Source organism: Streptomyces sp. NPDC044044, from assembly GCF_056434405.1.
This window is the reverse complement of the sequence record NZ_JBWKFG010000002.1, coordinates 173,563-188,834: the sequence shown is the minus strand read 5'-3', so window position 1 is coordinate 188,834 and position 15,272 is coordinate 173,563. Positions and strand designations below refer to the sequence as shown.

Annotated in this window: 30 protein-coding genes and 1 tRNA gene; 19 read left to right on the top strand and 12 right to left on the bottom strand. The window is 69.6% G+C overall.

All coding sequences use genetic code 11. The features are described from left to right. Positions 1-239: 239 nt before the first annotated feature. From AC07AG_RS06750 to AC07AG_RS06735, 4 genes are all read left to right on the top strand, one after another. A complete protein-coding gene (locus tag AC07AG_RS06750) occupies positions 240-1,169 on the top strand; it encodes a hypothetical protein (RefSeq protein WP_478752586.1) in 930 nt (309 codons plus the stop codon). Next, positions 1,166-1,477 carry a hypothetical protein gene (locus tag AC07AG_RS06745; RefSeq protein WP_478752585.1) on the top strand — a complete coding sequence of 104 codons (312 nt, stop codon included), beginning with the start codon at positions 1,166-1,168 and terminating at the stop codon, positions 1,475-1,477. The genes AC07AG_RS06750 and AC07AG_RS06745 overlap by 4 nt, the downstream gene beginning before the upstream one ends. Before the next feature lie 192 nt (positions 1,478-1,669). Continuing rightward, positions 1,670-2,377, top strand: coding sequence for a hypothetical protein (locus AC07AG_RS06740; protein WP_478752583.1), 708 nt, complete (start codon positions 1,670-1,672; stop codon positions 2,375-2,377). Continuing rightward, a tRNA-Asp gene (locus AC07AG_RS06735) sits at positions 2,366-2,489 on the top strand. The genes AC07AG_RS06740 and AC07AG_RS06735 overlap by 12 nt, the downstream gene beginning before the upstream one ends. A 161-nt stretch (positions 2,490-2,650) precedes the next feature. Here the strand turns inward: AC07AG_RS06735 and AC07AG_RS06730 are convergent. From AC07AG_RS06730 to AC07AG_RS06705, 6 genes are all read right to left on the bottom strand, one after another. Next, a complete protein-coding gene (locus AC07AG_RS06730; RefSeq protein WP_478752581.1) occupies positions 2,651-3,274 on the bottom strand; it encodes a hypothetical protein in 624 nt (207 codons plus the stop codon). Between the two features lie 98 nt (positions 3,275-3,372). Next, on the bottom strand, positions 3,373-3,597 hold the full coding sequence (locus AC07AG_RS06725) for a hypothetical protein (protein WP_478752579.1): 225 nt from the start codon (positions 3,595-3,597) through the stop codon (positions 3,373-3,375). A 98-nt stretch (positions 3,598-3,695) separates the two neighbouring features. Further along, positions 3,696-4,364 carry an HNH endonuclease family protein gene (locus AC07AG_RS06720; RefSeq protein ID WP_478752577.1) on the bottom strand — a complete coding sequence of 223 codons (669 nt, stop codon included), beginning with the start codon at positions 4,362-4,364 and terminating at the stop codon, positions 3,696-3,698. 138 nt (positions 4,365-4,502) lie between these two features. After that, positions 4,503-4,856 (bottom strand): DUF6233 domain-containing protein, encoded by a 354-nt coding sequence (locus tag AC07AG_RS06715; protein WP_478752575.1) that lies wholly within the window; start codon positions 4,854-4,856, stop codon positions 4,503-4,505. Positions 4,857-4,866: 10 nt separating this feature from the next. Further along, positions 4,867-5,133, bottom strand: a complete 267-nt coding sequence (locus AC07AG_RS06710; RefSeq protein ID WP_478752574.1) for a hypothetical protein — start codon at positions 5,131-5,133, stop codon at positions 4,867-4,869. Between the two features lie 66 nt (positions 5,134-5,199). Further along, positions 5,200-5,448, bottom strand: a complete 249-nt coding sequence (locus AC07AG_RS06705; RefSeq protein WP_478752573.1) for a hypothetical protein — start codon at positions 5,446-5,448, stop codon at positions 5,200-5,202. A 283-nt stretch (positions 5,449-5,731) separates the two neighbouring features. Between AC07AG_RS06705 and AC07AG_RS06700 the strand changes: the two genes are divergently transcribed. Further along, a complete protein-coding gene (locus AC07AG_RS06700) occupies positions 5,732-6,085 on the top strand; it encodes a hypothetical protein (protein WP_478752571.1) in 354 nt (117 codons plus the stop codon). Positions 6,086-6,144: 59 nt separating this feature from the next. Here AC07AG_RS06700 and AC07AG_RS06695 read toward each other — a convergent pair whose 3' ends face one another. The 3 genes from AC07AG_RS06695 to AC07AG_RS06685 all read right to left on the bottom strand — a co-directional run bounded on the left by AC07AG_RS06695 (position 6,145) and on the right by AC07AG_RS06685 (position 7,255). Then, complete coding sequence (locus tag AC07AG_RS06695) at positions 6,145-6,384, bottom strand: hypothetical protein (protein WP_478752569.1); 240 nt, start codon at positions 6,382-6,384, stop codon at positions 6,145-6,147. A gap of 71 nt (positions 6,385-6,455) precedes the next feature. Further along, complete coding sequence (locus AC07AG_RS06690; RefSeq protein ID WP_478752567.1) at positions 6,456-6,956, bottom strand: DUF6221 family protein; 501 nt, start codon at positions 6,954-6,956, stop codon at positions 6,456-6,458. Positions 6,957-6,958: 2 nt separating this feature from the next. Next, complete coding sequence (locus AC07AG_RS06685) at positions 6,959-7,255, bottom strand: hypothetical protein (RefSeq protein WP_478752565.1); 297 nt, start codon at positions 7,253-7,255, stop codon at positions 6,959-6,961. 195 nt (positions 7,256-7,450) lie between these two features. On the opposite strand from AC07AG_RS06685, the gene AC07AG_RS06680 reads away from it, so the two are divergent. From AC07AG_RS06680 to AC07AG_RS06630, 11 genes are all read left to right on the top strand, one after another. Further along, positions 7,451-7,648, top strand: coding sequence for a hypothetical protein (locus AC07AG_RS06680; RefSeq protein WP_478752563.1), 198 nt, complete (start codon positions 7,451-7,453; stop codon positions 7,646-7,648). Then, positions 7,645-8,034: a hypothetical protein gene (locus AC07AG_RS06675; RefSeq protein WP_478752561.1), complete on the top strand. Its 390-nt coding sequence runs from the start codon at positions 7,645-7,647 to the stop codon at positions 8,032-8,034. Before AC07AG_RS06680 ends, AC07AG_RS06675 begins: the two co-directional genes overlap by 4 nt. Before the next feature lie 24 nt (positions 8,035-8,058). Then, the gene (locus tag AC07AG_RS06670) at positions 8,059-8,202 is read left to right on the top strand and encodes a hypothetical protein (RefSeq protein WP_478752559.1); all 144 of its coding nucleotides are present in this window, start codon (positions 8,059-8,061) and stop codon (positions 8,200-8,202) included. Positions 8,203-8,219: 17 nt separating this feature from the next. Then, positions 8,220-9,098: a protein transporter Sec31 gene (locus tag AC07AG_RS06665; RefSeq protein WP_478752558.1), complete on the top strand. Its 879-nt coding sequence runs from the start codon at positions 8,220-8,222 to the stop codon at positions 9,096-9,098. Further along, positions 9,095-9,298: a hypothetical protein gene (locus AC07AG_RS06660; protein ID WP_478752556.1), complete on the top strand. Its 204-nt coding sequence runs from the start codon at positions 9,095-9,097 to the stop codon at positions 9,296-9,298. The genes AC07AG_RS06665 and AC07AG_RS06660 overlap by 4 nt, the downstream gene beginning before the upstream one ends. Next, positions 9,295-9,819 (top strand): hypothetical protein, encoded by a 525-nt coding sequence (locus AC07AG_RS06655; protein WP_478752554.1) that lies wholly within the window; start codon positions 9,295-9,297, stop codon positions 9,817-9,819. Before AC07AG_RS06660 ends, AC07AG_RS06655 begins: the two co-directional genes overlap by 4 nt. Continuing rightward, positions 9,816-10,325 carry a hypothetical protein gene (locus AC07AG_RS06650; RefSeq protein ID WP_478752552.1) on the top strand — a complete coding sequence of 170 codons (510 nt, stop codon included), beginning with the start codon at positions 9,816-9,818 and terminating at the stop codon, positions 10,323-10,325. The genes AC07AG_RS06655 and AC07AG_RS06650 overlap by 4 nt, the downstream gene beginning before the upstream one ends. After that, positions 10,322-10,948 (top strand): hypothetical protein, encoded by a 627-nt coding sequence (locus AC07AG_RS06645; RefSeq protein WP_478752551.1) that lies wholly within the window; start codon positions 10,322-10,324, stop codon positions 10,946-10,948. Before AC07AG_RS06650 ends, AC07AG_RS06645 begins: the two co-directional genes overlap by 4 nt. Before the next feature lie 77 nt (positions 10,949-11,025). Continuing rightward, the gene (locus AC07AG_RS06640) at positions 11,026-11,235 is read left to right on the top strand and encodes a hypothetical protein (protein ID WP_478752549.1); all 210 of its coding nucleotides are present in this window, start codon (positions 11,026-11,028) and stop codon (positions 11,233-11,235) included. 84 nt (positions 11,236-11,319) lie between these two features. Continuing rightward, entirely contained in the window at positions 11,320-11,499 is a 180-nt protein-coding gene (locus tag AC07AG_RS06635) for a hypothetical protein (protein WP_478752547.1), read from the top strand. Positions 11,500-11,639: 140 nt separating this feature from the next. Then, complete coding sequence (locus AC07AG_RS06630; protein ID WP_478752545.1) at positions 11,640-11,951, top strand: hypothetical protein; 312 nt, start codon at positions 11,640-11,642, stop codon at positions 11,949-11,951. Between the two features lie 66 nt (positions 11,952-12,017). Here the strand turns inward: AC07AG_RS06630 and AC07AG_RS06625 are convergent, their stop codons facing one another. Together AC07AG_RS06625 and AC07AG_RS06620 are read right to left on the bottom strand one after the other, a co-directional pair. Next, positions 12,018-12,359: a hypothetical protein gene (locus tag AC07AG_RS06625; protein ID WP_478752544.1), complete on the bottom strand. Its 342-nt coding sequence runs from the start codon at positions 12,357-12,359 to the stop codon at positions 12,018-12,020. Further along, entirely contained in the window at positions 12,356-12,574 is a 219-nt protein-coding gene (locus AC07AG_RS06620) for a hypothetical protein (protein ID WP_478752542.1), read from the bottom strand. Before AC07AG_RS06620 ends, AC07AG_RS06625 begins: the two co-directional genes overlap by 4 nt. A 109-nt stretch (positions 12,575-12,683) precedes the next feature. Here AC07AG_RS06620 and AC07AG_RS06615 point away from each other — a divergent pair, with 109 nt between their 5' ends. Genes AC07AG_RS06615 through AC07AG_RS06605 form a run of 3 tightly spaced genes read left to right on the top strand, consistent with a single transcriptional unit; the run spans position 12,684 to position 13,662 of the window. Beyond that, complete coding sequence (locus AC07AG_RS06615) at positions 12,684-13,031, top strand: DUF6011 domain-containing protein (protein ID WP_478752540.1); 348 nt, start codon at positions 12,684-12,686, stop codon at positions 13,029-13,031. A gap of 19 nt (positions 13,032-13,050) precedes the next feature. Then, positions 13,051-13,401 carry a hypothetical protein gene (locus tag AC07AG_RS06610; protein ID WP_478752538.1) on the top strand — a complete coding sequence of 117 codons (351 nt, stop codon included), beginning with the start codon at positions 13,051-13,053 and terminating at the stop codon, positions 13,399-13,401. A gap of 48 nt (positions 13,402-13,449) precedes the next feature. Beyond that, positions 13,450-13,662: a hypothetical protein gene (locus AC07AG_RS06605; protein WP_478752536.1), complete on the top strand. Its 213-nt coding sequence runs from the start codon at positions 13,450-13,452 to the stop codon at positions 13,660-13,662. 50 nt (positions 13,663-13,712) lie between these two features. Here AC07AG_RS06605 and AC07AG_RS06600 read toward each other — a convergent pair whose 3' ends face one another. Continuing rightward, complete coding sequence (locus AC07AG_RS06600; RefSeq protein ID WP_478752534.1) at positions 13,713-14,951, bottom strand: IS110 family RNA-guided transposase; 1,239 nt, start codon at positions 14,949-14,951, stop codon at positions 13,713-13,715. Positions 14,952-15,272 lie beyond the last annotated feature (321 nt).

Sequence of the window (15,272 nt, the reverse complement as noted above, 5' to 3'; positions counted from 1 at the left end):
CCGAGCCCGCACTCGGCCCGGCCTCCAGTTCGCACTCTGGCGCGCTCGACGACGTCACGCGAGGCGATCGTGAGCGGCCCGAGCAGCGCACCCCGGGGTGAGCACACGCCCGCCCCGGGCGCCACCTGGCAGCCCCGCATCGTCCGTACCGAGCAGCCGGTCGACGACGACGCACCCGACCCCCGACCGAACCGAGCCACCAGGCGCGCAGCCAAACGCGCAGCACGGAGGAACACGAAGTGACCGTCACCCGCTACCGCAAGAAGCCCATCGAGACCGCAGCTATCCAGTTCACCGGCGACAACGTCCAGGAAATCTGGGACGCGTTCGGTGCGGACGGGATCTACGGCCCCACCGAGAAGAACCCGGACTACTTGATCCTGACCACCGTCCACGGCGACGAAGCGCCGGCGCGACACGGAGACTGGATCATCCCTGACGGGAAGCCTGGCACGTTCTATCCCTGCAAGCCGGACATCTTCGCCGCGACGTACGAGGTGGCGGAGCCCGGCACGGCGTCGGCCGAGCAGTGGGCGGAGGCAGCGTCACGGCTCGGTACCCGGTACATGGTCCGCGCCGAGCGCGCCGAGGCCGCCACCGAGCGCGTGCGCGACCGCTGCCAGGCAGTCCGTGACCGTGTCGGCCCCAGCGGCATGATCAACGCGAGTCAGATCCTCGGCCTGCTCTCGCCCACCTGGCCGGACGGCAACTACGAAGCCACCCCGGCCGCCCTCGACGAGACCGGCCTGGCAGCGACCGAAGCGACCGAGCCCGCAGCCCCCGCGCTCCGCCAGCAGCTCCGTGCGGCCATCGAACCCACGCTCCTGGAGTACCCCGAGCACAACCGCACCGACGAGCACGAAGGAATCCTGACCGAGATCATCACGGCCGTTCTCGGTGTGGTCCTGCCCCCAGCCCGCACAACTGCCACTCTCGCCCGCGCGGCCGAGGCCGACGTGCAGCGCGTCATCGCCCTGTACGAGCAGTGGGTGAAGGCCGGGGCTCCGCCACTCGGCACCTTGATGGCCCGCTGGTGGGATGCCCGGCTCGTCGAACTCCACGACGCGATCCTCCCGCCCGACCAGACCACGAGGACCGAGAACTGCGGCCCCGAGTGCTCCGAGATGCACACCGAAACCGGACGCTGCGAGATCGCGAGGAACCGATGAAGCCGACCCGCGTCGAGCTCCTCGACGACAACGGCGAATGGCAGCCCCTCCACGGCATCACCAACATCGTGATCTACGACGAGCCGACCGCCCGCGCCGTCGCAGACCGGATCCGCGAGTTTCAGGAGGCCATGGCCGCGCTCATGCGCGCCTACGCGGAAGCCGCCCGCCCGCTCCTCGAAGAGGTCGGCCGCGTGTTCCAGACCATGCGCGAGGCGCAGCTTGTCGAGGACAACGGAAAGCCCACCAGACGCCCGGACCGACCCGCCTGGCAGTCGCCGTACGGGCCCCCGAGGAGGCGACGTTGAGCGACAACACCTTTGCCGCGATCTTCATCGTCTGCGTCACCGCGATCATCATCGCCCGCATCTGGGCCTCCACGAAGCACAGATACCCCCGCCGCTGACCACGACGAAGGGGCGCCCTCTCAGTCTCCCCAGACCAGGACGCCCCTCAGGTGCTGATCACCGTACCTCCCGCGCACCACAGGAGCACTCACGATGACCACCACCGCCACCCACCTCCGCACCATCGCCCTCCACTGGCGAGACCTCCACGACGTCCTCGGCACCCCCGCCACCCTCGGCGCCTTCGGCCTCGGCCTCCGCGGCTACCTCGCCGCCCTCGACAACCACGACGCCGAATACGAGCGCGCCCACGCCGCACACCTCCGCTCCCAGGAACGTGACCCGATCCAGCTCGGGGAACGCCCCGCCCCCTTGCGTATCCCAGTCCTCGACACCATGTGCGCCGTCGAGAGTGCCCTCGTCGAGTGCGCGGACATCACCGCCGCCGAGGTGCAGCGCTCCCCCATGGGGCTCCTACCCAAGACCTACCCGGCCGCAGACCGCGTCCGCCGCGAGCTCCTCGCCATGAAGGACGCAGCCGACCCACGCCGTTGGCGGTACAACGGGCACCGCACGGCACCGATCGCCGCGCTCTGGCTCCTCGCCCGCATCGAAGGTGCGGGAGGCCCGTTCACCACGCTCACGGGCGGGCAGCGGGCCCGCATCGGGGCAGTGGCCGAAGGGGCAGCCGAGCGGGTAGAACGGGCCCTCGACATCGCCGCGCAACGCCGCACCCTGGAACGCCACTGCACCTGCGGCGGGGCGATCGACGTCTACGGTGGGGAAGGCCGGCAACCCCTCGCGCACTGCACGGGATGCGGGCGAACCTGGACGGAGGGCGGGCTCGTCGCCGCGGTGTAATTCAGGTGCTCGCGGCAGGCCCGATGACTACGGTGATGACTGTTCAGGTGCGCAGGCTGCGGCTACTTCTCCTGTCAAGAGAGCAACGCGGGTTCGAATCCCGTCGCCGGCCCCTGGCCGGTGTCGTCTAGCGGCCGAGGACGCTTACGTCGCCGCCGCCGAGTCTGATCTCTGAACACCTAGACGCGAGCCGTCCGCCATGGGGGAACCAGGTGGACGGCTTCGTCATATCTGCCATTCCGCCGGTGAAGCATCTCGCGAACACCGGCCGGACTACGCGCCGTTGTGCTCAGTCAGGCACGTGTACTGCACCTCGCCCTCCCAACCCCCAGGCTCCGCGAACGTCACCACCGCAGGCCGCGCGGGCGCCACACACTCCGGCACATCCACCGTGAAGGCCGACGTCTCCCCGCTGGGATCGAACGGCAGCAGCTCCGAGCACTGATACGCGGGCGCCCCCATGAGCAGGATCGCCTCCCGAGCCGGGCCGGAGAATGAGCCGGTGTAGACGAGGCAGTAGTCCGATGAGGGATCACCGCCCGTCTGTGGCGTCTGGATGATCCGCACCTGCTCCACCCTCGCGGTCTGCACCGTGGACGAAGGCGCCGGGTCACTCGGCGCGGAGTACGTACTCGGCGGCACGCTGGTCCTCGTAGGCGGCACTGCCGCCTGCTCCTTCCCGGCTGGAGCGTCGCCGTCGGCTAGGGAGACGATCCCAACCCCGGCCAGCGCACCCACTGCCGCAATGGCGAGCGCCAGGAGGGCGAGCCGCCCATGCCGTGGGCGATCCGGCGCGGGCGACGGGCGGACGATGGGGATGTTGTCGAGGGTGTCGCCGTTGTGGAATCGCGCGAGTTCCTCGTCCGGGCGCGGCGGGCGCCGCGGGGTGTCGGTCATGGTCCCCCTGGGTCTCACAAGTGTGAGCGGCAGTCTCCTCCGCACCGGTGGCTTCAGGGGCGGATATCGGGCAACTCGCCGCACGTGCAGGTGGCTCGTCAGCCGACTCGGCCCGCGTCGAATACCAGCAGGAGCCCGCCGATCGCCGTGTAGACGAACCAGCAGCGCCCCCGAAGTACCGCGTCGGCCGCGGCCATCGGCTCGGTGCCGTGCTCGCGCGCGTCGGCCACCTCGTCGATGAGCGCGAGCATCTCCTCGTGCACATCATCCGGCAGCGCCCACAGCGCCTCATCAGCCGCGCGCGCAAGATCCACCCTGTGCATAACGCCCCCTTGTGATCCACAGGAGCAGCACGGTAAAGCCCGCGCGAAGATCCCGCGCGGGCCTGTGGATAAGTCGCGGCCGGTCAGCCTCCGGTCGGTTACGGGGCGGCGGTGTAGGTGACCGCGGTGTCCTTGCACTGGCCGGAGGCGAAGACAGCGATAGCGTCCAGCTCTGCCGGGTCGGCGGCCAGGTCCCAGCGCAGCTTGGTGGACACCCACTCCGAGAGGTAGCGGCAGTGCGCGGTGGGCAGCGGCGGCAGCCACTGCGCGGGGTCCTTGTCGGCCTTGGCACGGTTGGTGCGGGCGGTGACGGCGACCAGGGACGTGGGGGCGTCCAGGTCGTTGGCGTAGGCCTCGCGGCGGGCTGCGCTCCACTGGGAGGCGCCGGAGTCCCAGGCTTCGGCGAGCGGCACCATGTGGTCGACGTCGAGCTTCTTGGCGTCTTCGACTTCCTGGGCGTCGTAGTAGGACAGCCATTCGCCGCCGGTGATCTTGCAGCCCGTGGCGACGGACGGCGCCTCGCTGGCCTCGGCGATCAGTACCTCGGCGCGGGTGTTGCAGCCGTCGTCTGGCACCGCACCGGCGTTCCAGTGCTTGAACGCGGTCCGGACGTAGCCGTCGCGGTGTTCGTCGGCGGCCGGGATTCGGTGCACGGCGTCGGCCAGAGTCGTGGTCTCGGTGGGAGCGGCCTGCGCCGGTGCAGGCGCAAGGAGGGGGGCCAGGGACAGGCTGAGCGCGGCGAGGCCGCGGCAGAAGTTCTTGATCACTCCGACAGGTCTAGCGACCTGCGGTCTGGTGGAGCGGGCGTTCGGCAGGAACCTCAGTCGAGTGGGGGAAGAGGTTCACCGGAGAAACGTTTCGAGTAAGTCCGTGGAGAGAGGCCGCCGTTACTCGCCCGACGCACCTCAGTCCAGCATGCCGAGCTCGGTATCAGGCCGGCAGTGAATGCAAGCGCGGATGCCGCGGGCCAGCTCCCACCGCGCCTCATCCCGCGTGACCGGCCTGCGCCGTTCCCCTGCCGCGCCGCAGTCTCCGCGGTGTACCTCGACGGGCGGGCCACCGTTCCCGATGCCTCGCTCGACGATCCAGTCCGGGTCAGGCGGGCGGGCTTCCTCGCGGCGGGATTGCTCGGCTTCGCGGCGTTCTTCGTCGGCGATCCATCGGTCGATCTCCGCGAGGTTCCGGGTGGCCTGCTGCTCGACGACGCGGCGGGCGAAGCGCAGCTGGTCGAGGCGGGTAAGCGGAGCCGGATCGTTCACATGTTCGAGTCTACGGCTGTGAGCTGCGGTAATCCCGTCGGGTCATCCGCGCCTCGTCGAACCAGTACCAGCCGTGCGGGGCCTGGTCGGGGCGCGGCCAGAGGAAGAGGTCGTAGGCCCGGCGTCCGTCGACGTCACGGTGGGCGCGCACCACGCCACGGTAGGGCGCACCCTCGATCCGCAGGTTGATCCGTACGACCTCGTCGGGCGCGTAGCAGTGAACCCCGGTTCCGCCGTCCGGAGCCGGGGCCGCTTCAGCGTCTCGCGCGTCGCCCATATGTTCGAATGTAGCGCGGTCGGATCCGAGCGGCGATACCCCGCACGGGTGACGCCGAGCGCACTGTCATCCGATGCCGAGATCGGCAAGGACGTCGTTTGTGACGTGGTAGCACACCACCTCGCCGTCCTCGACATGACAGGTCGCCTGCTGGTCCATCGTGTCGGCGACCTGGACTAGACCAGTCTCGTCAGCGATCGGGAACGGATCGGCTACAGGGGCGTGGCGCAGTTGCGGTGCAGCCGAGGCGGCACCGGCGAGCGGAAGAGAAGCGAGAGCCGCGACAGCGGCAGCACGGCCAAGCAGAGTACGCATGGACGACTCCTAACGAGTCAGGTCGGGACGGTCGCGGCGATACATACCGCGACGGATCTTGACCGCTCGGGAATCCTGCTGGTTTCGCTCTTCCGGCGGGAGGTCAGACCGCTACTCGACCGGATCTTCCTCCGCATGCCGTACGGCCTTCTTCGGGGCCATCTCGACCTCGGTACTCGGCGTGCTGCTCGCCGCGCTATCGACCTGAGCGAACATCACCCTCCGGGTAGCTAAATTGAGAATCGCGCACACAGCGTGACCGCTCGAACACGTGGAGAGTCCTTTGCGCCGCTCACTCACCGCCCTCGCCGCCATGGCCACCGCGCCCCTCGTCGTCCTGACCCTCGCGGCCGCGCCCGCTCAGGCAGCTCAGGGCGCCGCCACCTTCCGCAACGCCAAGGGCATGGACATCACCCTCACCGACCCGGTCAACGGTCAGTGCTACAAGCTGGCAGACCCCCAGGAGGAAGGCGCCGCCTGGCGAAGCAACGACACCGACACCGACGCCACGCTCTACTACGGGGCCGACTGTGCCCAGGACATGCTGACGGTGACGCTGAAGGCCCACCGTCGGCTGGAGCCGATGTGGGGGCACGACACGATCATGTTCCCGCCCCATTCAGTGAAGTTCGGCTAGCCGCAGACGCGCGAGCGCCCCCGCCACACGAATCGAGGCGGGGGCACACACATGCCCAGCTACTCGACTGGATCCTCCTCGGCGTGCCGCACGGCTTTCTTCGCGGCCATCTCGACCTCATGTCGCGGCTGACCGGTCTCCTTCGCGTGCACAGTGACGGCCGCCTGGAACGCCTCAGCGGCGGCGGCCCATGCGCGCCACTGCGCCGCGTACTCCTCGCCGTCGAGCCCGGCGAGCTTGGCGCGTGCTTCTTCGGAGGACCGTTCCAGCGTGATCAATTCGTCGGTGATGTCAGCCACGAACGGATCTTAGGCGGACAGCAGGAGGCCCCCACCTCGACCCGCAAGGCAGGGGCTCCACCGGCGGCAAGCTACGGCCGCCACGTCTCCAGGTAGCCGGGCCGGTCCGCATACGGCCGGGCGAGTAGACCGACGTACCGCTTCACCCGAGCGTCCCGGCCGCAGTCGCACGGGCCTGGGGCGCGCGAGTCATTGATGCAGACGGGATCGCCGTCCTCGTCCACGAGGGCAGCGCACGTGTACCAGTTGTCCTCTTCGTTGCGGAGGTGCGGCTCGGACAGCACGTCGGCGAGCAGCTGCCGCTTGGCGTCGATCTCGCGCAGTACCCGCGCCGGATCCCACTCCGCGATGTGCCGCGCCACCCCCTCGTCCTGGGCAGCCTTCGGATCGACGTGCGTGATCACGCCTTCTTCCATCGCATCCTCGACGTACCAGCGCTCGCTCTTGCCCCGGGTGTCGTACGGCGACGGAGCGGCGTGCCAGGTCGTCGCGTCATCGGCCCACGTCGCGGCCTCCACGCCTGCCGCGTCGATGTCGTACTGCTCGCCGAGCCACTGCACGAGATCATCCACCGCTACGCCTCCTTCGGCGGCCGGTTCTTCCACGAGCCTGTGTGCCCCCGGATGATGTCCTGCACCACGCCCGGCGACATCTTCAGCCGCGTAGCGATGGCCCGAATCGTGACCGGCGGGTCCTGTGCGCGCATGCTCAGCACGAGGTCTCGACGCTCGGCGTGCCAGTCCTTCACCACTTGAGCCTGGAGCGCCAGGACCTCATTCCGTGCACGGACGCGCTCCTCCAGGTCTGGGATCTCGTCGACTGCTTTCAGGGCGTCTGACACCCGCAGGACCTCCTCGCTCGCGTCGTCCACGCCCGCTCCTCTCGTGCTGGCGGGTAGCGGCACGCTCCGACTCTCTTGCATGGGGACCATACAGCGCTGTACGGTCCCCATACAACGGTCGGGGTTTCGCTTCCCTTCCGTGATCAACAAGTAGGCCCCGGCCCGGGAGTCGCCACTCCATATGGGTCGGGGCCGCCCACCCTGACTCTCACGAAAGGGCAGGCAATGCCCGAGCGTACCGATCAGCCCCCTGAGCAGCCCAGTCCCACGCACCCCGAGCCCACCGAGGCCGAGCGCGTCGCCGAGCTCCACCGCCAGGCCGACGAGGACTACGCACACGCGCAGGACCCCGCCACGAAAGCCGAAGCCGCCGCGCAACTCGCCCTCGCCCGCGCCCGCGTCCACGAGGCAGGCGGCGCATGAGGCGCCTCGCCCGCATGGTGACCGCGGTCCTGCTGACACTCAGCGGGCCCGCGGTCGCCGCCGCCGTCACCTACGACTGGCTCAGCAACAGCGAATGGTGGACCGGCGCGGCGAGTACCAGCCCCGCCGCAGCCGCACCCGCGCGCCACGAGGCCGTACCGCAGCCCTCACCGCAAGGCGCACCCGCTCCGGCACCCCGCGCCACCCGGCACCCCTGGCCCGCAGGCAGCTGCGTCACCGAGGCCGCAGTCCGCACCGACTGCACGAGCGGGACCCTGCGCGTCGTCGCCTCACTCCACACCCGCACCGGCGACTGCCACGACGCACCCGAGACGACCACCGTCCGCCGCGCCGGCGCCTACACCCTCTGCCTCGCAGACCTCTGACCCACGGTCACGGAGGACCAGCTCGTGAACGCCAACCAGCTCAGCTCGTGGGCGGTCGCCCACCCCTGGCCGACCGCGATCACCACCATGGCCCTCGCCGTCGTGATCGGTGTCGCGTCGTGGCGCATCGAACACGCCATCCGCGCCGCCCGGCGCCGTCGCCGCTGACCCGACCAGGAGTCACCGTGAAGACCCGCACGATCCGCCGCAAGGCCCTCGTCCCACACACCGTCGACGGCGACACCGAGCTCGTCCTCGACGAGTACGACGTCGAGGTACCCCTCCCGCCCCGCGACTGGGACAGCATCGTCCGCCACAGCGTCACCGTCCTCGCCTGCACACTCGTCACGGTCTCGCTGATCTGGACGACCGCGAGCATCGGCGACCTGCTGTCCATGGCCGTCATCGCCGCTGTCGCGTACGGCGCCGGTGTCGCCTTCGATGCCGCGTGGATCCTGTGCATGGCCGTCGAGTGGCTCCTGCGCTACGACCCCAAGCGCGCGGCGCTGCCCCGCCGGGCCGGGCACGTGGCGCTCCTGGTGTCCATGGCCGCGGTGTACGCCCACGGTGATCTCACCGGGGAGTGGGTGGTCGGCGCGGCCGGGGCCGCCGTGTCGCTGCTCGCCAAGGGCGGGTGGACGATCGCCATGCGCGCCCACGCCCGCCCGCTTGACCCGCGCACCGCGCAGTGGGTGGCGAAGCGGCGCGCCGCGGTGGACGGCAAGCTCGCCATGATCCCCGTGCGGCGTGAACTCGTCCGTGGGGAGGCCCTCGTCGAGGCGGAGCAGCTGGCCCGCGCTGCGGAATCCGGATCCCCGGAATCCGACGGATTCGCGGATCCGGACCGTCCGGAGGAATCCGCGGGCCATCCGGACTCGTCCGCCTCGCGGAACCCCCGCCGCACGCTGACCACCAAGGACGCGGCGCGGATCGTGTGGGATCGCGGAATCCGCGGCGAGGACGAGGCGGTCCGTGAGATCGCCAACCTCGTCGGGCGTCCGGTCTCTCCGGACACCGTCATCCGCTACCTCCGCGACCTCCGCAACGAAGCAGCGGCCTCGTGATCGCGGTCGGGGGGCTGACCCTTGCCGTCATCTGCATCGCCGTCGTCGGTCTGTGCGCCGCCCTCGCCGCCGTCTCCCTTGGCAGCACCGAGCCGCCCCACTGGCTCCTGACCCTGGTGCGTGCCCTCGCCCTCGCGATCGCCGCGTTCTGCTTCCTCCTCGCCGCCCTCCACCAGCTCACCGAGGCACTCCTGACATGACCGACAAGCCCATCACCCCGACCCGCATCATCCCCGCCGGCGCACCGCTGCCAGCCCGACCGCCCGCACCCGGTGAGGTCCCGCCGTGGCGTATGCCGCCTCCGCCACCCCCGCCGGTGGCCGCACCGCCGATCCCACCGCCCCCTCCGCAGCCGGGGCCCATCGAGGTCCGCGTCACCTACGAGCCCGTGCCGACCCCTCCGGAGCCGTCACGCTGGCAGTGGCTATGGGACTGGCTGCGCCCCTGGCAGTCCCTCGCCGCCGCCGCGCTCGCGCTCTTGCCCCTCTTCAACGGCTGGAGCGCAGCCACCGGTTGGGCCGCAGCCCTCAACGACGCCCGCACCACGCAGAGCATCGACGCCGCGTACGTCCTCGCCGCTGTCGCCCTCGGCACCGCACTGCTCCTCGACCGCACCGGCCGGTTCCTGCCCCGCGTCCTCCTGGTCACCGCCGTGATCGGCGCGACCGGAGCACTCGACTGGTACGACCCGGTCACCTTCACCACGGGGGTACACCGATGACCGGGGCAGGCCTGACCGTCGCGGGCCTCGCCCTCGTCCTCGTCGTCCTGTGGGCCAACCTGCGCCCCTGGTGGAAGGGCGACCGCGACCCCGCGAAGCTGAAGAGCTTCGGCACCGGATCGCTCCTCGGCGCCTTGTCGACGATGTGCGCCGGCGGTGTCCTCGGCTGGCTCGCCGGATGTTCCACCAAGCTCGCCAACACCGGCGGCGGCAAGGGTGTTCAGGGTGTCACCGGACAGACACCGCAGGGCGCGGTGACGAACGGGAGCCTGGGCCAGCTCACCGCGGAGGGCGCAGCGGTGGTCTTCCTGATCACCTGCGGCACGGTCTTCGCCTACAGGTCAGCGAGCAAGGACGAGCGCAAGCGCATGGTCGGCGGCTTGTTCTGCGGGGTCTGTCTCTGCCTGACCGCCGGTGTCGCCGGGGCCCTCTCCTTCCTGCCCGACCTGATCAACCAGGCCGGAACAGTCATCAAGGACGGGGCGCAGGGGGCGGGCTTGCTGTGAGGAAGCTGATCGCCCGCACCGTGATGCGGCTCCCCGCGCAAGCATGGCTGTACGAGGGCAGTCTCCTCGTCCTGCGCCGCCGCACCGATGCCCTGACCCGGTGGGTGCGCGCCGGCCGCCGCGACGACCTCACCGGCTGGCAGGCCGCCCTCGGCCCACTCGCGCGGCTCGTCGTCCTCGGCGTACTTGCCTACGTGCTGTGGGCCATCGTCCGCGCCCTGCCATGGCTGCTGTGGCTCCTCGGCGCGCTGTGGCTGAGAGCCGCGTGGAAGGCCGTCCGCAACCAACCCACAGACGCGCCAGAGACACCCTCCGAACAGGCCCCCGCGGAGCCCAACGGTGAAGCCATCCGCGCCCTCCTTCTGGACCTCATGGGGACGGGCTCCGCGGTGCACCTCCGCACCGTCCTGGCCTACCTCCAACAGCACCCCCCGACGGCCGCCCTGACGGCCCGCTGGAAGATCGCCGATCTGCGCGCCCGGTTGAAGGCTCTGGACATCCCCGTCCACCCCAAGGTCAAGGCGCACGGCGGGGGCCCCACTCGAGGTGTCCGGCGTGAGGATCTGGCCCCTTCCCCGCCCGCGCCGCAGGAGACGTCTACCGACGTATCTACCGCCGTCTGACCTGCACGTCTACCGCCTCGTCTACCGCCGTCTACCCGCCCATCTCCCCACCATCTACCGCCCCTTGGGAGCCCGCAATGAAGATCGTCCGCACCGAGCCCGCACGGAGCAGCCAGACGTGCGGCTACCAGCTGTCCACCAACGGGTGGGACTCCCGGGAGTCGTACTGCGGCGAGCCGAAGGCCACCGGCCTCTACTACTGCCGCGAGCACCACGACTGGGTGGCCGCCGACACCGAGGACGGCATCGTCCGCATGGCCCCCGGCAACGCCCTCGGCGAGGGCTGACATCAGACCCCGGGGCGGCCCCCGCCTGGCAGCTGACGGCCGCCCCGGTTTCCCATCCCGATCACACGAGACAGGAGCGCCATCATGGCATTTTGGAAGAAGGACGAGCCCGAGCGGACCACCTCGGAGACGGTCCTCGACGCGACGTTGAAGGACCTGCCGAGCAACCCGGCCCGGTGGACCTCCGAGCAGCGCGCGAGCTACGCCGCCGCCTCCAACACGGTCATGGGCGAGAACGCCACACGGCCGGGCGAGCACGGCTGACACACTGGAGGTTCGAGCCGGGTCGCGCCCGGCATGAAGCCCCACCGCGCATCCCCCCGATGCGGTGGGGCTTCGCCGTTCCCGCCCGCCATACCCGCCGGCCCCGCTACGCTCCACGCCTCACAACGCTTGGGGGGACCATGCGCCAGTTCAAGAGAAGCCACATCATCATCGCCGCCCTCGTCATCGCCGCCGGAGTCGCCTTCACAGCCTGGAGGATCGTCCAGCCCACCTACGCCGACGAACTTAAGCGCTGCGAGAAGGCCGTCGCCGCCTACGACTTCGACGCCAATCCCGTCGCCGAGGGCGACACGATCCCTGGGTGTGAAGACGTCGACCGGGACGACTACTTGGCCTTGGCTATGAACAAGTCCATGGATGACCTTGGCTGGCTGGACGACGAGGGGAAGTTCGACGAGAACAAGATGTTGGAGGAGTCCCTCGACAACTAGCGGCACACGGTCGCGGAGAGGCCCCGTCCGGGAGGTGTCCGGGCGGGGCCTTCGTCATGCGGTGGGCTACTTGCCGGGGCGCTCCGGGCGCCCGCCGCCGAGCGCTGTCCTCGTGGACTCGTCGAGGTAGGCCCGGTGCTGGCGCACTCCCTCTTCGTCGTACGGGGCGTCGATGCCCAACTCGGCGTGGATGCGCTGATAGACGCCGTCCTCGATCAGTTGGATGTCCATCTTCTCCCACGGCGTCGGGCCAACAAGCGGAGTCAGGGTCTTGATCCGCTCCTCGAACCAGTCGCAGCCAACGGACCAGCTCCCGTTCTGAGCGCTGCGGCGGGCGCTCTGGAGGTCGGTCCACAGGTAGGACAGTTCCTCGGCGACGGCGAAACGCAGGGTTTCCAGCTCGCTCATGACGGCTTGACCTTCCCGTCGCGGATGCGTGCGACGTACTCGCGGGTGAATCCGGACGCCTTGACGACCTCGTTCAGCCTGCCACGCACGGGCTCCTCGCCGCGCTTCTCCGGGAAGACCTGCGGGATCAACTCGAAGATACGGGCCTTGTCTTGGGCCATGCGTTCGGTGAGCTTCTGGATCTCTTCGATCTTCTGCTCGTCGGTGTCTGCCATGACTTCAGTATGCCATCTCAGTAGGCGAACTGGGTATGCCAACCCTGTAGACATGAGGACTGAGTAGGCCTACTATGTAGCCATAGCCAGTCGCACCGAGGGGGCCGCAATGCAGAACACCACCACCGAGCAGCACACCACCTGCCTCGGATGCGGCCGCAAGCTCACCTCGCCGAAGTCCATCGCCGCCGGACGCGGCCCCCGTTGCGCCGCCAAGCTCCGCGCCGCCGAGCGGACCATCGACCTCACCGACTACAAGCCCCACCAGATCACCAGCGCCCGCGAGTTGATCGCCGACGCCGCGATCATCCCCCTCCGCAGCGTCGTGTTCCTCGCCGTCTCCACCGACGGCACCGAGACCTACCGCAGCGCCCCCACCGCCTGCACCTGCCCCGCCGGAATCAAGGGCAGCCGCTGTTATCACCAGCTGGCAGCCCGCCTCCTGCTCGCCGCCTGACTTCACGAGGAGACCCACCATGCAGACCACCGAATTCGACTGGGCCGTCCGCGCCACCAACGTCGAAATCGTCTCTTGCTCCGACCGGGAGACCGCCACCGAACTCGCCTTCGACAAGCCCCACTTGACCGTCATCTGCCGTCGCCCCGGTCATGCGTGGCACGAAGCCGCCGAGGAGACCCCCACGGCCAGCATCGCCACCGCCGACAGCCTCACCCGCAACGACCGCGTCATCCGCGAGGACGACCCGTTCCCGTACCTCGTGGACCGCGTCGAGGAGCAGGCGGACGCAGTTGTCGTGTCCTACTCCAACGGCGACAAGGTCACGTACCCGAAGCGTCAGCCGGTGATCGTCCTAAGCAGGGGCTGACCCGCCCCGCCCGCCTCCTCCTCGCCGCCTGACCGAAAGGACAACGCCATGGCCTACGGCCTCGACAAGAGCAAGCAGTACGACCACGAGTACTCCGACAACGTCGGACAGACCTGGATCCCGACCAACACCAACTGCTCCGCCATGGTCGAAGCCGAGGTCATCCACGCAAACGAGGAAGGGCAGGAGGTCGCCATCCGGGGGCAGGTGATCGTCATCGACGAGGGCACCTCTCTCGCCCGGTGGACCCCGCGCTCGTGACCCTCACCACCTAATACGAAAATCCCGCGCCCCTTGTCCGTAGCCGCAGATCATGCAGCCTCGACGGGTTGGAGGACCACTTGATAGCCGAGTTGGTTGAGCTGGCTCACCAGCCGCCGGGTCTGCCGAGCACGCCCGACACGGTGGAGGAAGTAGTCGCCGCCGAGGTCCGCGTACTCGACGTCGTTCGTGAACATGTGCCAGACAGCGATGAGGATGGAGTGCTCCAGCGCGACCAGGGCGCGCTTCTTGCCCCGGCGGGCGGCGATGCGTCGGTAGCGGGAGGCGAGGTAGGTGTCCTTGGTCCGGGCCGCGGACACGGCGGCCTGGCCGAGCGCGGCCTTGAGCCAGGGGTCGCCGTGCCGGGTCTTGCCGGTCGGCTGCTTGCCGGCGGACTCGTGGTTGCCAGGGCAGACCCCGGCCCACGAGGCGAGGTCGCCCGCGGAGGGGAACCGGGCGATGTCCGCGCCGATCTCCGCGAGGATCACCTCGGCGGCCCGCGTGTTGATCCCCGGGACAGTCAGCAAGAGCTCGATCCGGCGTCGAAAGGGGCCGAGCTGGGTGTCGATGTGCTCGCTGAGGCGGGTTTCCGTCGCGGTGCAGGCGTCGATCCGGTCCAGCATGGTGCGGGCCAAGAACGCGTGGTGGTCACCGAAGTTCCCGGTCAGAGCCTCGACCAGGCTGTCGGTCTTGCGGCGCATCGAACCCTTGGCCATCTCGGCCAGCACCTGCGGGGCGCGCTGCCCGGCGATCAGGGCTTCCAGCATGGCCCGGCCGGAGACGCCGAGGATGTTGGAGACCACGGTCGACAGCTTGATCCCGGCGTCTTCCAGGAGCTTCTCCAGCCGCTGGGTCTCGCGGGTGCGTTCGCGGATGACCTCGGTGCGATAGCGGGTGAGGTCGCGCAGCTGCCGGATCGGCTCCGGGGGCACGAACGAGGGCCGGACCAGGCCGTGTTCGACGAGCTGGGCGATCCACTGGGCGTCCTTCACGTCGGTCTTGCGACCGGGGACGGCCTTCATGTGGCGGGCGTTGAGGAGCCAGCACTCCAGGTCGTGTTCGAGCAGGTAGAAGATCGGCTTCCAGTAGATACCGGTGGCTTCCATGCCGACCAGGGTGATGCCCTCGGCGAGCAGCCAGTCCCGCATGGCCAGCAGGCCGCGGGTCATGGTGGTGAAGGTGCGGGTCTCGCTGCGGCGCCGTTTGCCGGTGCCGGGCACGCGGATCGTCACCTTCACGTCCGCCTTGCTGATGTCGATCCCCGCACAGCGTTCGTGCAGCACTTCCATTGCCCCGGCACCCCCTCTCGACGTCGGCCGCGAGCACGTGACCGCCCGGCAGGGGTCTAGCAGGCGGAAGAGTCTAATACGCGCGCTCGAAGCAGCACTTCCGGGTGCCTGTCAACAAACCCCCACCGTCCTACTAACCCTCGGGCTCGGATCACGCCAAGGCGCGTCGACGTCCGCCGGACGGCCACACACCGATTTTCACCCGCTCAGGGTGGCCCCGTCAGGGGCTCGGATTACTAACCCCACACAGCAGAAGGCCCGCCCCAGTCACCACCGGGGCGGGCCCTCGCATGTCCCGAAAGATCGGCCGTCAGCACCCGC

What these genes read in the sequence shown, in the direction of transcription:
- AC07AG_RS06740 (WP_478752583.1), top strand. Translation starts at nt 1,670, where the DNA reads ATGACCACCACCGCCACCCACCTCCGCACCATCGCCCTCCACTGGCGA.
- AC07AG_RS06730 (WP_478752581.1), bottom strand. Translation starts at nt 3,274, where the DNA reads ATGACCGACACCCCGCGGCGCCCGCCGCGCCCGGACGAGGAACTCGCG.
- AC07AG_RS06680 (WP_478752563.1), top strand. Translation starts at nt 7,451, where the DNA reads ATGCCCGAGCGTACCGATCAGCCCCCTGAGCAGCCCAGTCCCACGCAC.
- AC07AG_RS06640 (WP_478752549.1), top strand. Translation starts at nt 11,026, where the DNA reads ATGAAGATCGTCCGCACCGAGCCCGCACGGAGCAGCCAGACGTGCGGC.
- AC07AG_RS06725 (WP_478752579.1), bottom strand. Translation starts at nt 3,597, where the DNA reads ATGCACAGGGTGGATCTTGCGCGCGCGGCTGATGAGGCGCTGTGGGCG.
- AC07AG_RS06630 (WP_478752545.1), top strand. Translation starts at nt 11,640, where the DNA reads ATGCGCCAGTTCAAGAGAAGCCACATCATCATCGCCGCCCTCGTCATC.
- AC07AG_RS06600 (WP_478752534.1), bottom strand. Translation starts at nt 14,951, where the DNA reads ATGGAAGTGCTGCACGAACGCTGTGCGGGGATCGACATCAGCAAGGCG.
- AC07AG_RS06745 (WP_478752585.1), top strand. Translation starts at nt 1,166, where the DNA reads ATGAAGCCGACCCGCGTCGAGCTCCTCGACGACAACGGCGAATGGCAG.
- AC07AG_RS06605 (WP_478752536.1), top strand. Translation starts at nt 13,450, where the DNA reads ATGGCCTACGGCCTCGACAAGAGCAAGCAGTACGACCACGAGTACTCC.
- AC07AG_RS06710 (WP_478752574.1), bottom strand. Translation starts at nt 5,133, where the DNA reads ATGGGCGACGCGCGAGACGCTGAAGCGGCCCCGGCTCCGGACGGCGGA.
- AC07AG_RS06625 (WP_478752544.1), bottom strand. Translation starts at nt 12,359, where the DNA reads ATGAGCGAGCTGGAAACCCTGCGTTTCGCCGTCGCCGAGGAACTGTCC.
- AC07AG_RS06675 (WP_478752561.1), top strand. Translation starts at nt 7,645, where the DNA reads ATGAGGCGCCTCGCCCGCATGGTGACCGCGGTCCTGCTGACACTCAGC.
- AC07AG_RS06635 (WP_478752547.1), top strand. Translation starts at nt 11,320, where the DNA reads ATGGCATTTTGGAAGAAGGACGAGCCCGAGCGGACCACCTCGGAGACG.
- AC07AG_RS06705 (WP_478752573.1), bottom strand. Translation starts at nt 5,448, where the DNA reads ATGCGTACTCTGCTTGGCCGTGCTGCCGCTGTCGCGGCTCTCGCTTCT.
- AC07AG_RS06615 (WP_478752540.1), top strand. Translation starts at nt 12,684, where the DNA reads ATGCAGAACACCACCACCGAGCAGCACACCACCTGCCTCGGATGCGGC.
- AC07AG_RS06655 (WP_478752554.1), top strand. Translation starts at nt 9,295, where the DNA reads ATGACCGACAAGCCCATCACCCCGACCCGCATCATCCCCGCCGGCGCA.
- AC07AG_RS06620 (WP_478752542.1), bottom strand. Translation starts at nt 12,574, where the DNA reads ATGGCAGACACCGACGAGCAGAAGATCGAAGAGATCCAGAAGCTCACC.
- AC07AG_RS06610 (WP_478752538.1), top strand. Translation starts at nt 13,051, where the DNA reads ATGCAGACCACCGAATTCGACTGGGCCGTCCGCGCCACCAACGTCGAA.
- AC07AG_RS06650 (WP_478752552.1), top strand. Translation starts at nt 9,816, where the DNA reads ATGACCGGGGCAGGCCTGACCGTCGCGGGCCTCGCCCTCGTCCTCGTC.